This is a genomic window from Bacillus sp. HU-1818 (assembly GCF_022695965.1).
In the GTDB taxonomy this organism is placed as follows: Bacteria; Bacillota; Bacilli; order Bacillales; family Bacillaceae; genus Bacillus; species Bacillus atrophaeus.
The window spans coordinates 155,112-175,797 of record NZ_JAAPBE010000002.1 but is presented as its reverse complement, the minus strand read 5'-3'; the positions used below and the strand labels follow the sequence as shown (position 1 = coordinate 175,797).

At 46.4% G+C, this 20,686-nt stretch carries 22 protein-coding genes and 1 pseudogene; 9 read left to right on the top strand and 14 right to left on the bottom strand.

Annotation, left to right across the window (positions count from 1 at the left end):
* Positions 1-61 precede the first annotated feature (61 nt).
* Together deoA and GXP75_RS06170 are read right to left on the bottom strand one after the other, a co-directional pair.
* Positions 62-208, bottom strand: a pseudogene (gene deoA / locus GXP75_RS06175) (pyrimidine-nucleoside phosphorylase); the annotation flags it as partial.
* Positions 209-213: 5 nt separating this feature from the next.
* Entirely contained in the window at positions 214-498 is a 285-nt protein-coding gene (locus GXP75_RS06170; protein WP_242556374.1) for a hypothetical protein, read from the bottom strand.
* A gap of 101 nt (positions 499-599) precedes the next feature.
* Here GXP75_RS06170 and hutP point away from each other — a divergent pair, with 101 nt between their 5' ends.
* From hutP to GXP75_RS06140, 6 genes are all read left to right on the top strand, one after another.
* On the top strand, positions 600-1,046 hold the full coding sequence (gene hutP / locus GXP75_RS06165; protein ID WP_242556373.1) for a histidine utilization transcription antiterminator HutP: 447 nt from the start codon (positions 600-602) through the stop codon (positions 1,044-1,046).
* Positions 1,047-1,158: 112 nt separating this feature from the next.
* On the top strand, positions 1,159-2,679 hold the full coding sequence (gene hutH / locus GXP75_RS06160) for a histidine ammonia-lyase (protein WP_214915721.1): 1,521 nt from the start codon (positions 1,159-1,161) through the stop codon (positions 2,677-2,679).
* A 13-nt stretch (positions 2,680-2,692) separates the two neighbouring features.
* Entirely contained in the window at positions 2,693-4,351 is a 1,659-nt protein-coding gene (hutU, locus tag GXP75_RS06155; protein WP_242556372.1) for a urocanate hydratase, read from the top strand.
* Positions 4,352-4,363: 12 nt separating this feature from the next.
* Entirely contained in the window at positions 4,364-5,629 is a 1,266-nt protein-coding gene (hutI, locus tag GXP75_RS06150) for an imidazolonepropionase (RefSeq protein WP_003326243.1), read from the top strand.
* On the top strand, positions 5,622-6,596 hold the full coding sequence (hutG, locus tag GXP75_RS06145) for a formimidoylglutamase (RefSeq protein WP_242556371.1): 975 nt from the start codon (positions 5,622-5,624) through the stop codon (positions 6,594-6,596). The genes hutI and hutG overlap by 8 nt, the downstream gene beginning before the upstream one ends.
* Positions 6,597-6,697: 101 nt before the next feature.
* A complete protein-coding gene (locus GXP75_RS06140; RefSeq protein WP_277990714.1) occupies positions 6,698-8,086 on the top strand; it encodes an amino acid permease in 1,389 nt (462 codons plus the stop codon).
* A 47-nt stretch (positions 8,087-8,133) separates the two neighbouring features.
* Here GXP75_RS06140 and GXP75_RS06135 read toward each other — a convergent pair whose 3' ends face one another.
* The 8 genes from GXP75_RS06135 to GXP75_RS06100 form a co-directional block, all read right to left on the bottom strand.
* Positions 8,134-9,435, bottom strand: coding sequence for a pyrimidine-nucleoside phosphorylase (locus tag GXP75_RS06135; protein WP_150224065.1), 1,302 nt, complete (start codon positions 9,433-9,435; stop codon positions 8,134-8,136).
* Positions 9,436-9,463: 28 nt separating this feature from the next.
* Positions 9,464-10,645 (bottom strand): NupC/NupG family nucleoside CNT transporter, encoded by a 1,182-nt coding sequence (locus tag GXP75_RS06130; RefSeq protein WP_010790428.1) that lies wholly within the window; start codon positions 10,643-10,645, stop codon positions 9,464-9,466.
* Positions 10,646-10,748: 103 nt separating this feature from the next.
* The gene (gene deoC, locus GXP75_RS06125) at positions 10,749-11,426 is read right to left on the bottom strand and encodes a deoxyribose-phosphate aldolase (protein ID WP_214915712.1); all 678 of its coding nucleotides are present in this window, start codon (positions 11,424-11,426) and stop codon (positions 10,749-10,751) included.
* 102 nt (positions 11,427-11,528) lie between these two features.
* Positions 11,529-12,467 carry a DNA-binding transcriptional repressor DeoR gene (locus GXP75_RS06120; RefSeq protein WP_061668958.1) on the bottom strand — a complete coding sequence of 313 codons (939 nt, stop codon included), beginning with the start codon at positions 12,465-12,467 and terminating at the stop codon, positions 11,529-11,531.
* A gap of 142 nt (positions 12,468-12,609) precedes the next feature.
* Entirely contained in the window at positions 12,610-13,455 is an 846-nt protein-coding gene (locus GXP75_RS06115) for a DUF1206 domain-containing protein (protein WP_214915710.1), read from the bottom strand.
* A 181-nt stretch (positions 13,456-13,636) separates the two neighbouring features.
* Positions 13,637-14,758 (bottom strand): ethanolamine utilization protein EutH, encoded by a 1,122-nt coding sequence (gene eutH, locus GXP75_RS06110; protein WP_242556369.1) that lies wholly within the window; start codon positions 14,756-14,758, stop codon positions 13,637-13,639.
* A 12-nt stretch (positions 14,759-14,770) separates the two neighbouring features.
* The gene (locus tag GXP75_RS06105) at positions 14,771-15,679 is read right to left on the bottom strand and encodes an ROK family protein (protein ID WP_214915706.1); all 909 of its coding nucleotides are present in this window, start codon (positions 15,677-15,679) and stop codon (positions 14,771-14,773) included.
* A gap of 118 nt (positions 15,680-15,797) precedes the next feature.
* Positions 15,798-16,784 carry a choloylglycine hydrolase family protein gene (locus tag GXP75_RS06100; RefSeq protein WP_214915704.1) on the bottom strand — a complete coding sequence of 329 codons (987 nt, stop codon included), beginning with the start codon at positions 16,782-16,784 and terminating at the stop codon, positions 15,798-15,800.
* A gap of 259 nt (positions 16,785-17,043) precedes the next feature.
* Between GXP75_RS06100 and GXP75_RS21385 the strand changes: the two genes are divergently transcribed.
* Positions 17,044-17,169, top strand: coding sequence for a hypothetical protein (locus GXP75_RS21385; protein ID WP_277990686.1), 126 nt, complete (start codon positions 17,044-17,046; stop codon positions 17,167-17,169).
* Between the two features lie 108 nt (positions 17,170-17,277).
* On the opposite strand, the gene yidA is transcribed toward GXP75_RS21385, so the two are convergent.
* From yidA to GXP75_RS06085, 3 genes are all read right to left on the bottom strand, one after another.
* Complete coding sequence (gene yidA / locus GXP75_RS06095; RefSeq protein ID WP_214915702.1) at positions 17,278-18,090, bottom strand: sugar-phosphatase; 813 nt, start codon at positions 18,088-18,090, stop codon at positions 17,278-17,280.
* A 69-nt stretch (positions 18,091-18,159) separates the two neighbouring features.
* Complete coding sequence (locus GXP75_RS06090; protein WP_214915694.1) at positions 18,160-18,690, bottom strand: hypothetical protein; 531 nt, start codon at positions 18,688-18,690, stop codon at positions 18,160-18,162.
* Positions 18,687-19,115 carry a DUF3255 family protein gene (locus tag GXP75_RS06085; RefSeq protein ID WP_214915692.1) on the bottom strand — a complete coding sequence of 143 codons (429 nt, stop codon included), beginning with the start codon at positions 19,113-19,115 and terminating at the stop codon, positions 18,687-18,689. The genes GXP75_RS06090 and GXP75_RS06085 overlap by 4 nt, the downstream gene beginning before the upstream one ends.
* Before the next feature lie 128 nt (positions 19,116-19,243).
* Here GXP75_RS06085 and cotNE point away from each other — a divergent pair, with 128 nt between their 5' ends.
* Both cotNE and GXP75_RS06075 read left to right on the top strand, forming a co-directional pair.
* A complete protein-coding gene (cotNE, locus tag GXP75_RS06080; RefSeq protein ID WP_214915690.1) occupies positions 19,244-19,609 on the top strand; it encodes an inner spore coat protein CotNE in 366 nt (121 codons plus the stop codon).
* Positions 19,610-19,930: 321 nt separating this feature from the next.
* Complete coding sequence (locus tag GXP75_RS06075) at positions 19,931-20,284, top strand: hypothetical protein (RefSeq protein ID WP_242556368.1); 354 nt, start codon at positions 19,931-19,933, stop codon at positions 20,282-20,284.
* A gap of 47 nt (positions 20,285-20,331) precedes the next feature.
* Here the strand turns inward: GXP75_RS06075 and GXP75_RS06070 are convergent, their stop codons facing one another.
* A complete protein-coding gene (locus GXP75_RS06070) occupies positions 20,332-20,682 on the bottom strand; it encodes a YxeA family protein (protein WP_242556367.1) in 351 nt (116 codons plus the stop codon).
* Positions 20,683-20,686: the final 4 nt, after the last annotated feature.

Below are 20,686 nucleotides of genomic sequence, written 5' to 3'. Positions count from 1 at the left end.
TTATACAATAAAATAAAAACAGACCGTTACAAATCACGATCTGTTTTTTAGTCTTATCTTTTTATTCCTTAATTAATGTATGAATCAGCTTCGGCGCCTTCGCCTTCGCTGCGATACGGATATTGTCATATACTTTCGAGATGACTTCAACGACTTTTTCCCGGTTGGCATAGAGCGTAACGAGAGGTTCGCCTTTTTCAACCTTGTCGCTATTCACAAGATTGATAGTCTTGTTTCGAAAGTTCCACGTGAAAGAAACCCTTCAATAGCTTCCAGTTTGCCAATTGTTCCTCCCATATGTCCAAGACCGCGGCCGGATGTTTTCGCATTCAAACGGATAGGTGATTCCATCGCGGCTATTGTAAGCTTCGCATGAATTTCAGGAACGGTCAGATTCAAAATGATATTAATCTCGGGGTGATGGATCAGTTCATTGATGCTGCTGTCTTTTGGAATGTTGTATGGTGAAGATTCTATATCACGATACCAATCTGCCATGCTAAAGAATGTAAAAAACCTTTTGACTTCTGCGACATAAACACTTAATATAAAACTCAGTTACTAGTTATCAGAATATTTCAGAATTGAGTGATTCATATATGACATTACACAAAGAACGCCGCATCGGCCGCCTGTCTGTTCTTCTTCTGCTCAATGAGTCTGAAGAAAGTAAGCGGGTCGGGGAGCTTGAGCTAGATGGCTGGAAAGTCTGTCTCGGGAAGGTAGGCTCAATGGATGCGCATAAGGTAGTAGCCGCAATTGAAACCGCTTCCAAAAAAGGCGGTGTCATTCAGTCAGAGGGTTATCGTGAATCGCATGCGCTTTATCATGCGACGATGGAGGCCTTACATGGTGTGACAAGGGGTGAGATGCTGCTTGGATCGCTGCTTCGGACGGTTGGTTTGAGATTCGCCGTTCTGAGAGGAAATCCTTATGAAAGTGAAGCGGAAGGCGATTGGATTGCCGTCTCGCTTTACGGAACGATCGGAGCGCCTATTAAGGGACTTGAGCATGAGACATTCGGCGTAGGAATTAATCACATATGAAACAGCCCATAGATCTTAGACGATAGGGGGCTATGCGTGAAATCAGATTTTCACAGCATAGCCCCTTTTTGTATGGGCGCTTTATCAAAGTAAAGACAAAGGAGTTGGGTTTATGGTGACATTAGACGGTTCCTCACTGACAACGGCAGACGTATCTCGTGTGCTGTTTGATTTTGAAGAGGCAGCGGCTTCCGCAGAAAGCATGGAACGTGTGAAAAAAAGCAGAGCAGCGGTGGAACGGATTGTTCAGAAAGAAAAGACAATCTATGGCATTACCACTGGTTTTGGCAAATTCAGTGATGTACTGATTCAAAAAGAAGACGTGGCGGCCCTGCAGCTGAATTTAATCCTTTCTCATGCCTGCGGAGTCGGCGATCCTTTTCCAGAGTCTGTTTCAAGGGCGATGCTGCTTTTACGCGCCAATGCACTGTTAAAAGGGTTTTCCGGTGTACGTGCTGAGCTGATTGAACATTTGCTTGCGTTTTTAAATAAACGTGTCCATCCGGTCATTCCCCAGCAGGGATCACTTGGAGCGAGCGGGGATTTGGCTCCGCTTTCTCATCTGGCGCTTGCGCTGATCGGGCAAGGAGAGGTCTTTTTTGAAGGAGAACAGATGCCGACGATGCAGGCGTTGAAAAAAGCTGGTATTCAGCCGCTCACGCTGACGTCAAAAGAAGGGCTTGCCTTGATTAACGGCACACAGGCCATGACCGCTATGGGTGTCGTCTCTTACATTGAAGCTGAAAAACTAGCCTTTCAATCAGAGCGGATTGCCAGTTTAACGATCGAAGGCCTTCGCGGAATTATGGATGCGTTTGATGAAGATATTCACTTAGCCCGCGGCTATCAGGAACAGATTGATGTGGCAGAACGAATCCGCTTTTACCTGTCAGACAGCAAACTGACGACATCTCAAGGCGAATTGCGGGTGCAGGACGCATATTCACTGCGCTGTATTCCGCAGGTGCACGGTGCGACATGGCAGACGTTAGGCTATGTCAAAGAAAAATTAGAGATTGAGATGAACGCGGCCACAGATAACCCGCTCATTTTCAATGACGGTGACAAAATCATTTCAGGCGGAAACTTTCACGGACAGCCGATCGCCTTTGCAATGGATTTTCTAAAGATTGCAACAGCAGAGCTCGCTAATATCGCGGAGCGCAGAATAGAACGGCTTGTGAATCCGCAGCTGAATGACCTGCCGCCATTCTTAAGTCCTCAGCCGGGCTTGCAATCCGGCGCGATGATCATGCAGTATGCCGCGGCCTCGCTTGTTTCTGAAAATAAAACACTGGCCCATCCCGCGAGTGTGGATTCTATTCCGTCGTCCGCCAATCAAGAAGACCACGTCAGCATGGGAACCATCGCTTCAAGGCATGCTTATCAAGTCATTGCCAATACGAGAAGAGTGATTGCGATTGAAGCGATTTGCGCAATGCAGGCTGTCGAATACAGAGGCATAGAAAACGCCGCCTCTTACACAAAACAGCTTTTTCACGAAATGAGAAAAGTCGTGCCATCCATTCAGCAAGACCGTGTCTTTGCTTATGACATTGAGCATTTGAATGATTGGCTGAAGAAGGAATCTTTTTTGCCGGATCAACAGAATCAAGAACTGATGACAAACTAAGGGGGACAAACTTATGACTGATGTAAAAAAAACAATCCGGTCCAACCGGGGAACAGAGCTTGAATGTTTAGGATGGGAACAAGAAGCGGTGCTGCGCATGCTTCGAAACAATCTCGATCCGGATGTCGCTGAGAAACCAGAAGACCTCATTGTTTATGGCGGGATCGGCAAAGCCGCGCGGGATTGGGACGCTTTTCACGCGATAGAACGGTCTTTGAAAACGTTAAAAAATGACGAAACACTGCTCGTTCAATCCGGAAAGCCCGTCGGCATGTTCCGTACCCATCCGCAGGCCCCGCGCGTGCTTTTGGCTAATTCAGTTCTTGTCCCGAAATGGGCGAATTGGGAGCATTTTCATGAGCTTGAGAAAAAGGGCTTAATGATGTACGGACAGATGACGGCAGGAAGCTGGATTTACATTGGCTCACAAGGCATTTTGCAAGGAACCTATGAAACTTTTGCAGAGCTTGCGAGACAGCATTTCGGAGGAAGCTTGAAAGGGACGTTGACGCTGACAGCCGGACTTGGCGGGATGGGAGGCGCCCAGCCGCTGTCTGTCACGATGAATGACGGAGTTGTGATCGCTGTCGAGGTTGATGAAAAACGCATCGACAAGCGAATCGAAACTAAATATTGTGATCGAAAAACAGCCTCCATTGAAGAAGCCCTGGCGTGGGCAGAAGAGGCAAAGCAAGCAGGTAAGCCTCTATCCATCGCCCTTCTCGGAAACGCGGCAGAGGTTCACCATACCCTTCTGAACCGCGGTGTCACCATTGATATCGTCACCGATCAGACATCTGCCCATGATCCGTTAATCGGTTATGTCCCTGAAGGTTATTCGCTTGATGACGCCGATCACTTGCGGCAAGAAAATCCAGACCTTTACGTGCGCCTCTCTAAGCAAAGTATGAAAAAACATGTAGAAGCCATGCTGGCATTTCAACAAAAGGGCTCCATTGTGTTTGATTACGGCAACAATATCCGGCAAGTGGCAAAAGATGAAGGACTGGATCAGGCTTTTGATTTTCCGGGGTTTGTTCCGGCATACATCCGCCCCTTATTTTGTGAGGGGAAAGGACCGTTCCGCTGGGCGGCACTTTCCGGCGACCCGGAAGACATTTACCGTACTGATGCGTTATTGAAAGAACTGTTCCCGCAAAATGAAGCCCTGCACCGCTGGATCAATATGGCGCAGGAAAAAGTCGCATTCCAAGGCTTACCGTCGCGTATTTGCTGGCTTGGATACGGAGAACGGAAAAAGATGGGCCTTGCCATTAACGAATTGGTTCGAAATGGGGAACTAAAAGCGCCTGTCGTCATCGGAAGAGACCATTTGGACTGCGGGTCTGTTGCCTCTCCAAACCGAGAAACAGAAGCGATGAAAGACGGGAGTGACGCTGTCGGCGATTGGGCTGTTCTCAATGCGCTTGTAAACACGGCTGCAGGTGCAAGCTGGGTTTCCTTCCATCATGGCGGCGGCGTTGGAATGGGCTATTCTCTTCACGCCGGTATGGTGGCGGTAGCCGATGGAAGTGAGCTCGCCGACGAACGGCTCGCCCGGGTCTTAACAAGTGATCCTGGAATGGGCATTATCCGCCATGCGGACGCTGGATATGAGCGTGCCGTGGAAGTAGCGAAAAAACAGGACATTATCGTGCCGATGCAAAAATAAAGGAGTGATGACATGGCAAAACAAATTGATACGATTCTCATCAACATTGGACAGCTTTTAACGATGGAAAGCAGCGGTCCCCGCACGGGTAAGAGCATGCAGGATCTTCATGTGATAGAAGACGCTGTCGTCGGCATCGACAATCAGAAAATTGTATTTGCCGGAAAAAAAGGGGCTGAAGCTGAATACGCGGCAGCCGACATCATTGACTGCGGGGGAAGGCTTGTTACACCGGGGCTTGTCGATCCGCATACCCACCTTGTGTTTGGAGGGTCTCGCGAAAAAGAGTTGAATCTTAAGATTCAGGGCATGTCTTATTTGGACATTCTGGCGCAGGGCGGCGGTATTTTGTCCACTGTCAAACACACCCGGGAGGCTTCGGAGGAAGAGCTGCTGCAAAAAGGGCATTTTCACCTGAAAAGAATGCTGTCCTACGGCACAACGACGGCTGAAGTGAAAAGCGGCTACGGCTTGGAGAAAGAAACAGAGTTCAAACAATTGCGCGTGGCAAAAAAACTGCATGAGAGCCAGCCCATTGACCTTGTTTCCACGTTCATGGGTGCTCATGCCATTCCTCCTGAAGATAAGGACAGCCCTGATGAATTTTTGGATCGGATGCTGGAGCTCTTGCCGGAAATAAAAGAGAAAGAGCTCGCTGCATTTGCTGATATTTTTACAGAAACGGGCGTTTTTACAGTCAGCCAGTCCCGCCGTTATTTAAAAAAAGCGGCTGAAGAAGGATTTGGATTAAAAATCCACGCTGATGAAATTGATCCGCTGGGCGGCGCTGAATTGGCAGCTGAGCTTAGAGCTGTCTCAGCCGATCATTTGGTGGGCGCCTCAGATGAAGGCATACAGCAAATGGCTGAATCAGGAACCATCGCCGTCCTCTTGCCGGGCACAACGTTTTACCTTGGCAAACACACATATGCCAGGGCAAGAGACATGATTGATGCGGGTGTACGTGTCAGCTTGGCAACGGACTTTAACCCGGGCAGCTCACCGACTGAGAATATCCAGCTGATCATGTCGATTGCCGCGCTTCATCTGAAAATGACCGCTGAAGAAATATGGCATGCGGTAACAGTTAATGCCGCATATGCCATTGGAAAAGGAGAAGAAGCGGGACAGCTCAAACCCGGACGCACAGCCGATCTCGTCATCTGGGAAGCGCCGAATTACATGTACATCCCGTATCACTATGGAGTAAATCACGTGCATCAAGTCATAAAAGACGGCAAATTGGTTATCAGCAGGGAGGGAGCGGTTCTTGGATAAATATCCTTTTCTCAAAGAGGCCGGCTCACCGTTCAAAGATCGAGATGTAACCAAAATGAGTGACCTGACGAAAAAATGGGACGGCCAGGTCATTAAGGGACCGGCGCTGATAGGCGTCCCTCTTTCTAAATCATCCATCAGCCATTCCGGAGCTTCTTTTGCCCCCGGCACAATCCGCCAGGCTCTAGGCAGTACATCCGCCTATTCTGCGGAGCTTGGAGAACATGTCATATCAGACCTTCTTTATGACCTGGGGGATATCGATATTCATGTGACTGATATTGTAAAATCACACGAGCAAATCTATCACACCATGAGTGAACTGCTTACTGATCACCCTGATTGGGTGCCGCTTATACTTGGGGGAGATAATTCCATCAGCTATTCCACCATAAAAGCAATCGCACAATTGAAAGGGACAACAGCCGTTTTTCAATTTGATGCCCACCATGACGTTCGTAATACAGAAGATGGAGGGCCGACAAACGGCACTCCCTTCCGCCGGCTGTTGGATGAAGACATCATTGAAGGCCAAAACCTGATTCAGCTGGGCATCAGAGAATTCAGCAACAGCTTGTCGTATGAAGAATACGCCAAGAAACATAACGTGGACATACATACGATGGGAATGATTCGTGAAAAAGGGCTTGTCCCAACCATTAAAGACGTCTTGGACACCGTTAAAAGAAGAACAGACTCAATTTTTATATCGGTTGATATGGATGTCTTGGACCAATCCCATGCACCAGGCTGTCCGGCAATCGGTCCCGGGGGCTTATATACCGACGAATTACTTCAAGCTGTCAGGTATATAGCACAAGATCCGCGTGTCGCCGGGATTGAAATTGTTGAGGTCGATCCTACCCTCGATTTTCGAGACATGACCAGCAGAGCCGCAGCGCACGTGATGCTGCACGCATTAAAAGGAATTAAGCTCGCCCGTCAACTTGATCTCCGGCAGATATAAATGGCTGCCGGAGCATTCTTCTGTAAGACAAATTTCATTCAAAAGGAGGAATCCGAATAGTGGATCTTCATAAAAGCAGCGGCCAGCAGTTGAAACGCACAATGAAAAGCAGGCACTTATTTATGATTTCATTGGGAGGTGTCATTGGGACAGGGCTTTTTCTCAGTACGGGGTATACGTTAAGCCAAGCCGGTCCCGGCGGTACGATCCTCGCTTACTTAATCGGCGGCTTGATGATGTACCTTGTCATGCAGTGTCTCGGTGAATTATCGGTTGCCATGCCGGTGACCGGTTCCTTTCAAAAGTACGCCACAACATTCATCGGGCCTTCTACAGGCTTTATGGTCGGCATCATGTACTGGGTGAATTGGGTGGTCACGGTAGGTTCAGAGTTTACCGCTTCCGGTATCCTCATGCAGCGCTGGTTTCCTGATAGCAGCGTTTGGATGTGGAGTACGATTTTTGCGGCTATTCTTTTCGCAGCCAATGCGTTTTCAGTCAAATTATTCGCTGAAACAGAATTTTGGTTTTCCAGTGTAAAAATCGTCACCATCCTTTTATTTATCATTTTAGGAGGAGCCGCCATGTTTGGCTTGATCTCATTAAACGGGACGGCTGAAGCTCCTATGTTTTCAAATTTCACAGGTCATGGGGGATTGTTTCCGAATGGCTTTCTCGCTGTATTTATCGCCATGATATCCGTGAGCTTTGCCTTTTCAGGAACAGAATTGATCGGGATCACGGCAGGAGAAACCGCAAACCCAGAAAAAGACATACCGCGATCGATTCGAAATGTTGCTTGGAGAACAGTTATTTTTTTCATAGGCGCCATCTTCGTCTTATCCGGGCTGATTTCATGGAAAGAAGCCGGAGTGATTGAAAGCCCGTTTGTGGCAGTATTTTCGGAAATCGGCATACCTTACGCCGCAGATATTATGAACTTTGTTATTCTAACAGCCTTACTGTCCGTGGCAAATTCAGGCCTGTACGCCTCAACCCGTATGCTGTGGTCTTTAGCTAATGAAAACATGATCAGCTCCCGTTTTAAAAAAATCACAAAGAAAGGCATTCCTCTTAATGCCCTAATGATCAGCATGGCCGTATCCTGTTTATCTCTGATTTCAAGTATTGTGGCGCCCGGAACGGTATATGTGGTGCTGGTAGCGATTGCCGGATTTGCAGGTGTCGTTGTATGGATGAGCATCGCGATGTCGCAAATATTATTCCGGAAAAACTTCCTTAAAAAAGGGGGGAATGTAAACGATTTAATCTTTCGCACACCGCTTTATCCTCTCGTTCCCATCGCCGCTCTTATTTTATGTTTTGCTTCTTGTATAGGTCTCGCTTTTGATCCCAACCAGAGAATCGCACTCTTTTGCGGAATCCCGTGTATTCTCCTATGCTATCTCATCCACTTTTTCAGAAAAAGAACTCTCAATCAAACAAAAAAAGCCGGACAAGAAGAATATCCGGTTGATGAAATTCTTTAATAAAAACAGCACATCCCTTTCTAACCGGGATGTGCTGTTTGTCACTCTTATTCTGTAATCAACGTATGGATCAGCTTCGGTGCCTCTCCTTTTTCCGAAATCCGTATGTTTTCATAGATTTTCTCCGTCACTTGATCGACGTTCTCGCGGTTGGCATAGAGTGTTACCAGCGCTTCGCCTTTTTCAACCTTGTCGCCAACTTTTTTGCGGAGCATAATACCGACGGCCAGGTCGATTTCGTCTTCTTTTGTGGCGCGTCCTGCACCTAACAGCATCGCTGCGACACCAATCTCATCTGCGACAATTTCGGAGACAACGCCCGCTTCTTTCGCAGGAACGTCAATTTTGTAAGCAGCCTGCGGCAGTTTTGACGGATCATCAACAACTGAGCTGTCACCGCCTTGGTTTTTGAGAAAGTCTTTGAATTTTTCAAGGGCTTTGCCATTTTTCATGACTTCTATCAGTTTTTCTCTTGCTTCATCCAACGTAGCGGCTTTTTTCGCCAAGACGACCATTTGGCTTCCGAGTGTTAAGACAAGCTCGTTCAAATCCTCCGGTCCTTCGCCTTTAAGCGTGTCGATTGCCTCTTTGACTTCGAGCGCGTTTCCGATCGCAAGTCCGAGCGGCTGAGACATATCAGAGATAACAGCCATGGTTTGGCGGCCGACATTGTTACCGATCCGCACCATCGCTTTTGCGAGGTTCACCGCATCTTCATCCGTTTTCATGAATGCGCCTGCGCCAGTTTTGACATCAAGAACGATGGCATCAGCTCCGGCAGCGATTTTTTTACTCATGATTGAGCTGGCAATTAAAGGAATGGAATTAACTGTTCCAGTCACATCTCGAAGGGCATATAGTTTTTTATCAGCAGGTGTTAAATTGCCGCTTTGGCCGATGACGGCAACCTTGTCGCGATTCACAAGATTGATAAAGTCTTGTTTCGAAAGTTCCACGTGAAACCCTTCAATGGCTTCCAGTTTGTCAATTGTTCCTCCGGTATGTCCAAGACCGCGGCCAGACATTTTTGCGACTGGCACATCGAGCGCCGCGACAAGCGGTGCAAGCACAAGTGTTGTCGTGTCGCCGACGCCTCCTGTAGAGTGCTTGTCGACTTTAATGCCTTCAATGGCTGAGAGATCAATCGTTTCGCCAGAGTTAACCATCGCCATTGTTAAATCGGCGCGTTCCCGGTCTGTCATGTCTTGGAAGAAGATCGCCATGGCGAGCGCGCTTGCCTGATAATCAGGAATGCTTCCGTCCGTGTAACCATTGACGAAGAATTGAATTTCTTCCGAAGTGAGTTCTTTTCCGTTTTGTTTTTTTATGATGATATCTACCATTCTCATTGTAATCACCAGTCCTTTTCTATTAAGTTCAGTAAATCAGTCCGACAACGGTTGCTGTTAAGAAGCTGACGAGTGTAGCGCCAAATAATAATTTCAGGCCGAAGCGCGCCACGACATTTCCTTGTTTTTCATGGAGACCCTTTACAGCTCCGGCGATAATTCCGATGGATGAGAAGTTCGCGAATGACACAAGGAACACGGACACAATCGCCTGTGTACGGCCGCTGAAGTTTAAGCCATCCTGCGCAAGAGCCTGCATGGCAACAAACTCATTCGATACCATTTTGGTCGCCATAATGCTTCCGGCATTAACGGCTTCATTCCATGGGATACCGACGAGGAAAGCGAACGGCGCAAACACATATCCGAGCAATTCTTGGAAAGAAATACCGAGCACAGCGCTGAAAATGCCGTTGATCAACGCAATAATGGCTACAAATCCGATGAGCATCGCCGCTACGACAACCGCTACCTTGAATCCATCCATAATGTACTCGCCGAGCACTTCGAAGAAGGATTGTTTTTCTTCTTCCTGTACCTCAAGCATATCCTCTTCATCCGTTACTTCATAAGGATTAATGATTGACGCAATGATAAATCCGCCAAATAAATTCAATACAAGCGCCGTCACCACATATTCCGGTTTAAGCAGGGTCATGTAAGAGCCGACAATCGACATCGACACGGTCGACATTGCTGATGCACACAGTGTGTAAAGACGTTGCTTTGGCAGCAGGCCCAGTTGTTTTTTCAAGGAAATAAAAACTTCCGATTGACCCAAAATCGCTGAAGCGACAGCATTATAGGATTCAAGCTTCCCCATTCCGTTAACCTTGCTCAGAGCGAGCCCGATATATTTTACGATAAACGGAAGGATTCTCCAGTGCTGAAGAATTCCGATCAAAGCCGAAATAAACACGATCGGGAGGAGAACACTCATGAAGAACGAGTATTCCTTCACATTCACGAGACCGCCGAATACGAAGTTAACCCCTTCAGCAGCATATAACAACAGGTAACCAAACCCTTTTGCAAAGCCTCCTACGAGAAAGTTTCCGACACCCGTATTCAGGAGAATGTAGCCTAATATAAATTGAAGAATAATCATGACGATAATCGGACGATATTTCACTCTTTTTTTCCCGCTGCTTGCAAGCCAGGCAATCCCCAAAATCACAATTAAGCCGACGATCCCAATTAAGTACTTCATATGTTTTCTCCTTTATTTGTATTCGCTTACAAAAATGAATGCTCAGAATGAAGCTAAAGGATATGGCGGAAAGCTTGCCGCTTTCCGCTCATCGCAGCTTGAATTAATAGTTGTCTCCGTTATTTCCGTTATTTCCGTTCTCTCCGCTCACAATGGACACACCTGCACTCGCACCGATTCGGCTTGCTCCGGCTGCGGTCATTTGGTCAACGTCGGCTTTTGTTCTGATTCCTCCTGAGGCTTTTACGCCGATATCAGGGCCGACTGTTTTACGCATCAAAGCGATATCCTCTGCAGTTGCACCGCCTGTGGAGAAGCCTGTTGACGTCTTCACGAAATCCGCTCCTGCTTTTACCGCTAAACGGCACGCGCGCTCTTTTTCTTCATCAGTAAGAAGGCATGTTTCAATGATAACTTTTACGAGAGCTTTTCCGGCAGCCGCTTCGACGACACCGCGGATATCTGCTTCAACAAAGTCGTTTTCCCCATCTTTTAATGCGGCGATGTTAATCACCATGTCCACTTCTGTGGCTCCTTTTGAAATGGCATCCTTTGTTTCAAACGCTTTTGTTTCTGTTGTATTGGCGCCAAGCGGAAATCCGATAACCGTACAAACATCAACGCCGGTTCCTGCGAGTTCTTTTGCAGCTAACTGCACCCACGTCGGGTTCACGCAGACGGAGGCGAATTGATATTTCTTTGCTTCTTCTATCAATTTCACAATATCCGCTTTTTGTGTATGCGGTTTCAAAGCTGTATGATCAATTAGATTTGCAGTCATTTATCGCACTTCCTTTGTTTAAGATATTTTTAGCATAACTGACTTTTGAACATATGTAAATTGGTAAATGAAATTTTGTTCATATTTCACAAAACGGACGCATTATTGGTCTGCCAGCGCCTTTGCTGTGTGTTGGTCGATGATCAGCACATTGGCATATTTGCCTGTCAAAGCCCCGTGAATCGCGGCGATTTTTCTATTTCCGCCCGCTACAAGAATGGATCGTTCCTTGAGCCTCAAGTCAGCCAATTGTACACCGATTGTCCTGTCATTTATGGCGCTGCTGCAAATGTCCCCGTTCGCGTCAAAGAAACGAGAACAAATATCTCCGACGCCAAGCTTTTTGAGAAGCGCTTTTTCCTCTTCATTAAAATAGCCGAGCCTGAATAACAAGGCCTCATCCCGAACGGTTCCCACTGTAAACAGGGCGACGTTCGCCTGCTTGCCCATTTCAATAATCCGTTCAATATGGCGGTCTTTTTCCACCATTTTTTTGACCTCGGCGTTATCAAACACAACCGGCAGCGGCAAATATCTCGGCATCGTCTGCAAAGCCTCGGCAAAGAGCTGAATCGTTTCAGATGAGTATGTATTCACACGGGAATGGCTGATTCCGCCTTTCAGCTGAACGACCTCAACACCTTTCACATGCTTAGGCTGCATGTTTTGCGCGATCTGATACATGGTGGTTCCCCAGCTGACGCCGACGATGTCGCCGTCTTTAATCACGTCATGCATATATTCTGCACCGTAATGGCTCAGGTAATGTGTAATGGTCCTGTAGTCAGCCGTAGGAGAAAACACAACATGCGCTTCCAGCAATCCATACTTCTCCTCCAGCATCGTGCCGAGCGCGTCCAGGTCCTCAAACGGGTCCAATACACGAATTTGGACGTATCCTTTTTCTTTCGCATATTGCAGCAATCGGGAGACAGTAGGCCTTGAAATGTTAAGCTGCTCGGCGATTTGCTGCTGGCTATAATCCGACTGATAGTAGAGCCGGGCCGCTTCTATGCTTAATTGTTGTTTATCCCGGTCCATTCCGCACCTCCTCTACTCCTATTGTATAGTTACGCATGTCAGTATTCCAGCTGATCTTTTTTGTAGAAGTTTAATGTCTGCAGTCATCATAGCAAATCATCCATATAAAAAAAACCTCAGCCGAAGCGGAGAGGTTTTGTTCTTATTGATTGAAGTCCATATATTGATATCTCCCTTTCATCATTCCGTAAATTCCGTATAAAATAAGCCCGCCGGCAAGAAGTCCGAGGATCACTCTGCCATGCGGCTGCGACGCCAGCTCAGCAAGTGCCCCGTCGAATCCTTTTGTATCGTCGGGGTCAGAAGTGATGGCTGTTTTGATAAGGAAGAAGCCTATCGCGCTAAAAATGATACCGCGCGCCATATTGCCGGCACGCCCTGTATTTCTGGCAATCCGTTTTTCTTGTTCATTCATTTTTGAGGTTTGGAAATCACGCATAAAACCGGCACGGACGCCATTCACAAACTGGACAATGCCATAAATGATAAACCCCGCACCTGCCAGGCCGACAAGCCATTGACCAAACGGCTGGGCTAATAGATAGGCAGACCATGTTTGTTCTGAACTGCTGCCGTCACCTCGGTCAAACGCAAATCGCAGGGCATTCCAGGCAATGGACCCGTATATGACGGCGCTGATGATATTTCCGGTTCGCCGGGAAAGACCGCGTTTCCCTTTACCGTGGCCTTCCGAATCTTTAAATGCGCTCAGCAGCATCCAGATGACAAACCCAATCAATCCAATACCGATCAGCCAAAGCAAGACCGATCCAAACGGCATACGCGCCAAAGATTGAAGCGCTCCGGCGGAATCCTCCGTGTCACCGCCGGCACCGATGGCAGCCATAAAGGCCAGAATGCCGAGCAAGATAAATACACCTCCGAATGAAAAATAGCCAATCCTTCCAAAACGCATTACCCAAGGCTTTGACTCATCCTTCACTTTCGAAGCGCCCTGCTTTGTTTTTTCTTTCGCATTCATGATCATCCAACCCTCTTTTCTCGGAAACTTGCTTACTAAGTTACTTATTCATTCCCGATTGACCGGAGTTGAAACCGTTTTTCGCACTGGCCCGCAGCGTCTTAATCCAGACGTGTCTGATTTCTCTGGTTTTTGTGCGCTTTCACTTGTTAAAAACAAAAAGACTGTCCCGGAATGGCTGACAGTCTCACCTTTGACCGAGAGAGGCACCGCTTCTATTTTCATTCTTTTGAGCTGGATATGACGGGGTCGCCCAGGCTGCGGCTGCGACCGCCGATATACCTCCGGCTAATTTTCCAATGATCATTGCAATTGCCATTTCTTTCTTCATCGCCGCCACAAAACCAAGATGGCTGCCCAGTACAAATGCGCCGCTCACGGCGAAAGCCACATTGATGACTTTTCCTCTCGGACTCATCTTTTTTACTAGCATCAGCATCGGAATATGATGGGCCAGAGAAGCGACCAGACCCGCAGTTGCCGCCTGATCCAGTTTCAAAAGACTCCCCATTTTCCCAAGCGGCTTGTCGAACGTTTTCGTTATAAAGGCAACCATCGGGAAAGCCCCTGACAGAACAATGGCGATGGTGCCTACAGTATGTATGCCGGTCTCGATTTTTGTCATATGGGGAATCAATACAATACCCGTCAATGTCTCAATCGAGATTGCAGCAAGTCCGATGATCGCCGCGATGCCAACGGCCTTGCCGAATACATGAAATATCCGGATCACGTATTCAGGAAACCGCCATAACCCGAAAGCAATGACAGCAGAAAAAGCAATCGGGATGATCAAATTTTTTAGAATCAAACCGATATCAAAACCGGCCGCTAATCCGCCGATGAAGCACCCAATCGGTACTGTACTTATCCCAATCAAAATTCCTTTCGCAAAGTACGGATGGTCCTCTTTTTCTATGATACCGAGGGCAACCGGGATCGTGAATACAATCGCCGGCCCCATCATCGTCCCTAGAAATACCCATGAAAACACGCCTGCGTCCGGATCTTTCGCCATTTCTTCTGCCAGCGCATAGCCTCCCATATCAATGGCCAAAATCGTGTTGGCGAAGGATGCCGGGTCTGCCCCAATGGCTAAATAGACTGGAGACACAACAGGAATCAGCACAGCGGCAAGCACGGGCGCCAGCGACACGATCCCGACCATGGACAGCGCAAGCGGCCCCATTGCCATAAACCCTTCTGCAAACGGTTTTCCAAGTCCCCATTTGTTGTCCAAACAATGATCGGCGGCTCCGAGAAAAAGAAATACAGCCAGAATGAATATCACCACATCATTAACAGTCATGGTTTCTCCTTTTTAATACGACTGGTTCGTTTTATCATGCAAGGTGAAGAAATGGTACAGCGCACCATACAAGTTCGCATCGTTTTGAAAGCGGCATGGCACGATTTTCGGAATGATCGTGTGCATGGGGTTTTGGGCTGCGATTTCTTGTAACGCCCAGTTCAGTTTCTCAATAAGAGCAGGCTGGGCGCTGATGCCGCCGCCGATAGCCACAACCGACGGATCAATGATATATTGCAGGTTGTATATTTGCGCTGCAAGCTCCAGACAGTACGTCTCAAATATCGCAAGAGCCTCTTGATCTCCGGCAAGGATATCGGCAAACACCTGCTCACCGTCAGAATCCTCTTTGGCAATGCCTTTCTTTGCCGCGATCCGCTGAATCATGGAGACAGCAGAGCACGTCTGTCCGAGAAAAACCGCTTTCTGATGATGGGAATGGAACTGGTTCATGATATAGCTCACTTCCCCCGCCAGCAGATGGCTACCCCTATATAATTCTCCCCCGATGATGATGCCGCCGCCGACACCGCTGCCGAGGACCAACACAACAGCATTGCCCGCGTGCTTTACACTTCCGAGCCAGAGCTCCGCCAGCGCCGCACATTTTCCGTCATTCTCAACTGCCGCGGAGATGCCGAATTTGCTTTCTAGCGTTTCCGCCAAATTTACCTCGTGCAGACATGGCACTAAACCGCCATAATAAATCATGCCTTTCTTTGTATCGACCATGCCGGGACAGCTTACCGCAATCCCTTTGATTTGTTTTTTCAGCGGTTCAATGACCGAAAATAAGCATGTTAAAAGATCATTCAGGCTTTTTTTCGGTGTCGGGCGCTTTGCTTTTGAGATAATGGTTCCGGCTGAATCCATCACCGCGTGTTTGATAAATGTTCCGCCAATATCGAATACTAGGTACATAACCGGATGCTCCTAAAGTCGTATTTTTGTATGTTAAACATTCGACAGCTACAGAAAATAGCCTGCAAATTTGCTCCTTAAAAAAAGCTGACCCCGCATACATACGGGAGTCAGCTTTTTAATTAAGCTCTTGAATACTCTCCTCCGCTTTAGCTGAAAACACTTTTGGTTCAGCACGGTCGAGGTCCTCATGATATAAACATACTTTATGGATTTGGCGATTGTCATAGTGATGAAAGTAATAATTCCCTGTGTCATTACACATCACAGAAGTATATTGTGTGTAATCTATTTCGCCATCATCGGTAATAACCGCGCCTTTTGGAATATTCATATTCGCCAAGATGTGAAAAGCAGATGATACCCCCTCCGTTTCACTGGCTGCCGGCTCCAAATGCTCTTTCAGAAAAACGGCTCTGACAAAACGGGAAGGCGGTGTGTAATCACCAGGCAGCCCTGAAGTTCCTGACCCTTGGCCAAACGCGGACAACGTCATTCCGCCCATCACTTTGCTTTCTAATTGTTTCGGTCTGACTCCGATATAATGGCGCAGGTTGGTCACATGCCATGGAAAGTCAGGGCTGTTGGTCATCACACCCGGCTTATTGTCATGGACTTGTATTCCATCTGCTGTCGGTTCGATTGTCAGGCTGCGTCCCGTACGGTCTGATAAAATCCAGTGAAGCGGTAAAACGATACCCAATAAATCTAATTTCTTTTTAACGATTGTCAATGTGGCTATCTTTTCTTTTACCTCTTCCAAAGACGCACAGCTTGATAACACCCATGTAACGAACTCATGCGGTGCAATATGTGAGGAACCTTCCTGAGTCATTTCCCCGTATTCCGCATAACCCGGAAAATAAAGCGTCGCACATGATAAACCCTTTTCATTCACACCGTCTGCAAATAAGATATTCCCAAGATTTCTCCCCATACCGATAAACGCGTATTGCGTCTTATGCTGCTTGCCATCAGCTTCACTTTTCCAGCTGTATTGACGCGGATAAAGCATCACGTCTGTGCCAAGCTGAAAGGCAAAATCCATCGTTCTGGCTAATAAGTGGTTCCCGTCAGCAGTTTTCAATGTAAGACTTGTACACATATGATCCATCCCCTTTTTGCGTAATGTTTTCGGCTTGCAATACTACACTTGGTAAACTAATTATTTTACCAGCATAACGAATGTCGGGCATTTTAGTCAAAAGATTCAGTCAGACATTGGCACATTCTGCAAAAATATCAATGCTGCTGATTCTATATTTATGTGCTGACTTGAAGAGACAGAAGAAGATTCAAGCTTCAATGGCGAATGTACTGCTCTGAATTGTTTTCCAAAAATGAAAGGACAAGGAGACTCATTTATGAGAAAAACGAGTGTTTTATTCATTTTGGCAAAAAGCGAAGCGGCTCCATTTAATGGCATTTATGTGATCAATCACTTGGTCCTTCCGTTCAAATTGACGGAGCAGCTGAGAAAGAAATATTAGTCTCCATTCCCCAAAGAGGCTTGCAGGTCATTACTGATCGAACAGGGACAATGAAACCAAGATAACGAAAAAAATCCAGCCCTTCACGCGGCTGGATTTTTCATTTCATTATTTTTTGAGAACGAGTTCATGTATCGCATACGCCACGCCATGTTCATTATTGGAACGAGTTTGAAAGTCCGCAGCCTCTCTCACTTCCGGAATCGCGTTTGCCATGGCAACGCCGCAGCCGGCCCATTCAATCATCGTTAAATCATTGCCGTTGTCCCCTATACTCATGACCTCTTGCTGCTCAATGCCCAGCAGTTTCGCCAGCTGCCGAACGGCATTTCCTTTGCTGGCTTCAGGGTGAAGAATTTCATAGAAGAACGGCGCGCTTTTGACCATTGTATATTTTTCTTTCACATCTTCCGGTATAGATGAAATCACATGACTTAGATTCTCAGGCTTATCAATATACATCACTTTCGGGATGACGATATCTTCTGATATTTCCTCGATCTTGCGATAATGAAGCGGCACCTGTGTCACATATGACTCATATACCGTATATTCGCTGATATCACGGTTAGGTGTATACAAGCGAGATGAGTCAAAGAAATGCATCGGTGTATTCAGCTCTAAGCTAAGCTCATATAAGGATTTGAGATCATCATATCCCAGAGACAGCTCATTTACGACTTCATTTGTATGCGTATTTTGCACAAGCGCTCCGTTATAGGCAATCACGTAGTCGCCTTCTTCAATTAAATTCAATTCATCCAGGTATCTGCGTACGCCTCCGATAGGCCGGCCGGTGCAAAGTACAATTTTTACCCCTTCGGCTTTTGCAGCCTGTAATGCGTCACAGACTTCCGCTGACACTTCATGATGATCATTCAGTAATGTTCCATCCATATCAATTGCGATTAATTTGTACATCTTGCATCTCCTTTGTGTCTTTTTCAGACCATAGTCTCATCATATCTCTTTTTCTTTTTGATATTCAACTTAAACAAATGACTTTCTCCGTCTTTTCTTCATTTGCCTGACTTGTTTTCTGACAGGTATGCGGTTTCTCCTCTTTCTGCCTGTCTCCGTTTCGCTGCTGTCTGCTTTTTTCTGTTTCATCAGCATAAAACCGCCAGCCAAGAAAGGGATTCCCGTTATATTCATACACGCAAGCTTAACGCCCATCGCCGTTATAAAGTAAGCCCATGATGAATATGGATTCCGCCTGATCATCACATAAGCCGCGATCTCTAAAACGATAAATACAGCATTAAGCGATAAATAAAAGATTAGGAATGCAAACATAAAAAACAGCACGTAATTAACCATTGCACCCGAATAAACCAATGAGCGCATCATCTGCATAAACGAAAAAGACTGCATCGAACCGTTGATGACATTCGGATTATAGATTGTAAAGTGCCCGAATGAATTTTCAATTTTTAAAAATGCCCATAATACAGAAAACCACTGAATAATATGTAGAATAACGCCTGTTAAAACCAGTCGGTCAGCTGCTTTATTTCTCATTTTTGTCCCTCCTTGCCGTCAGGCGATTTGACTCTTTTCATCGTTTTTGTTTCTCCATTTTGAATCCAAATTAACGTGTCGTTTTCTCCCCTTTTCAAAGTGCTTTTGAGAGGATAATAAGCACCGAGGTATTGGATCTCGATAGAACCGTCTGTGCTTTGGGAGATCACCTTGTATGCCATGAAGGGCAATTGCACCTCTCCTCTTCCTTCAATGACTTCTTTTTCAAGCACTTGGTCTTTCGTAAATGTGACAGTGGCTGCTTTCACACCGTCCATAGGTCCCGGCTCCAGCCCCTCATCCCAAGTTCCATAATAAAAAGGCGTCTCGTCCTCTTTCTTCTGCTGGCAGCCTGACACCAACACACATGCAACAATCAACAGCAGGATGGCAAGTCCTTTGCCATGCTTATTTTGATTCCTCAATTTATCACCATCCTCTAAAAAAACTTTATTACACCCCAGTTTTTGGGCGAATGCCGTGGCACTATGCCAATGACTACATAAGGTATAAGGAAATCACCCACATTTTAATTCCCAAGGAGAATGATTACATGAACCCTTATCAATATTACGGCCCGCAGTTCCCCCAGGAAAATTACTACGGCCAATATGAATACAATCCTCACGAACAGCAAGACCTTTATGAGCCATTTCAAAGCGACAGACAGCCGTCAGCGCTGGAAAGAAGAGTGGCTGCGCTGGAAAGGCAGAACCAACAGCAGACAAGAGAATTAACCCGCCTGACAAATGAGGACCGTCGCCAAAATCGGGAAATTGCGCGGATGAACGAGCAGATCAGCCAATTGAGCCAAGGCATTGAACGCCATACACGCCGCTTAAACAGACTCAATCAGCGTCTGCGCGCAGTCGAAAACAGACTGAATATCCCATTCACTCCGGGTGAAGGCGGGTTCTAAATATGATGTAAAAGAGGAATACGATTCTCCAAACCCGTTGTGAGCGTCGTATTCCAAAATCGTTTTTGATGAAAAGGACCAATCGCCGATACGTATGCTGACGGATCGGTTACATACATTTCTGCCGCTCATGTTGTATAAAAAGGATGTTTACAAGTATACAATCTTTTACTAATTCCTTCAAAAGAAGAAGGGGACAGATCAACAAAAGGGAAATAATTGAATTTACTCTTTAAGCGAATTTCTTTCCGATCAAGTCACATCATAATATTGACAATTACAAGATAAATGTCAATTGATCAATTGGAGGATTTTTTTCTTATGCATAATACACAACATGGTTTACAACAGCTTAACCAGTGCCGCCAAACGGCACAGCAGCTCATCCAGCAAACACAGCAAAGCAGCAATCAATATCGTCAAATGCTTCATCAGGAGCAGCAAAACATTCAAATGCTGCAGCAAATCCTAACACATGAACAACAAGCTGCCCACACCATTCAGCAAGCGCTGCAAGGCCATGACTTGGCCATTCAAAAATGCCAGCAGATCGTCAACATGTGCAACCAAATGCAGCAGGAGCTGAACGGACAAAAATCTGTGATGCATACAAATGTATCATCACTTCCATTCGGGCAAAACACGCCATTTCAGCAGCAGTCTTTCCAACAGTAGCACATACAAAAAAGCGGCATAGATATCACTATGCCGCTTTTTCCTATTTACTTTTCAAATTTTGACTTTACTTCTTTTGGCATGTCATCAAGCTGAACTTCTTCCCAAGTCTTTACATATTTTCCTTTTGTATCTACTTTTAAATAGGCGTTCTTACGAAGATCTCCTCCGGCAAAGAAGGTGACTTCATCTTTTTTGCCGGACTTGTTGTATCCATCTAACGTATATTCAGTACCGCCTTGGCTAAGATGTTTGCCATCTCGGTTAATCTGTACATACATATCTTGTTTTGAAATGAGTGGATTGTATCTGTCTGTAAACTCATTATGGACGAAGAGAAAGCCGCAGATTGCCGCAACAGCCCCCAAGGCCACAACGATCGTCAGTACTTTTTTCATTTTA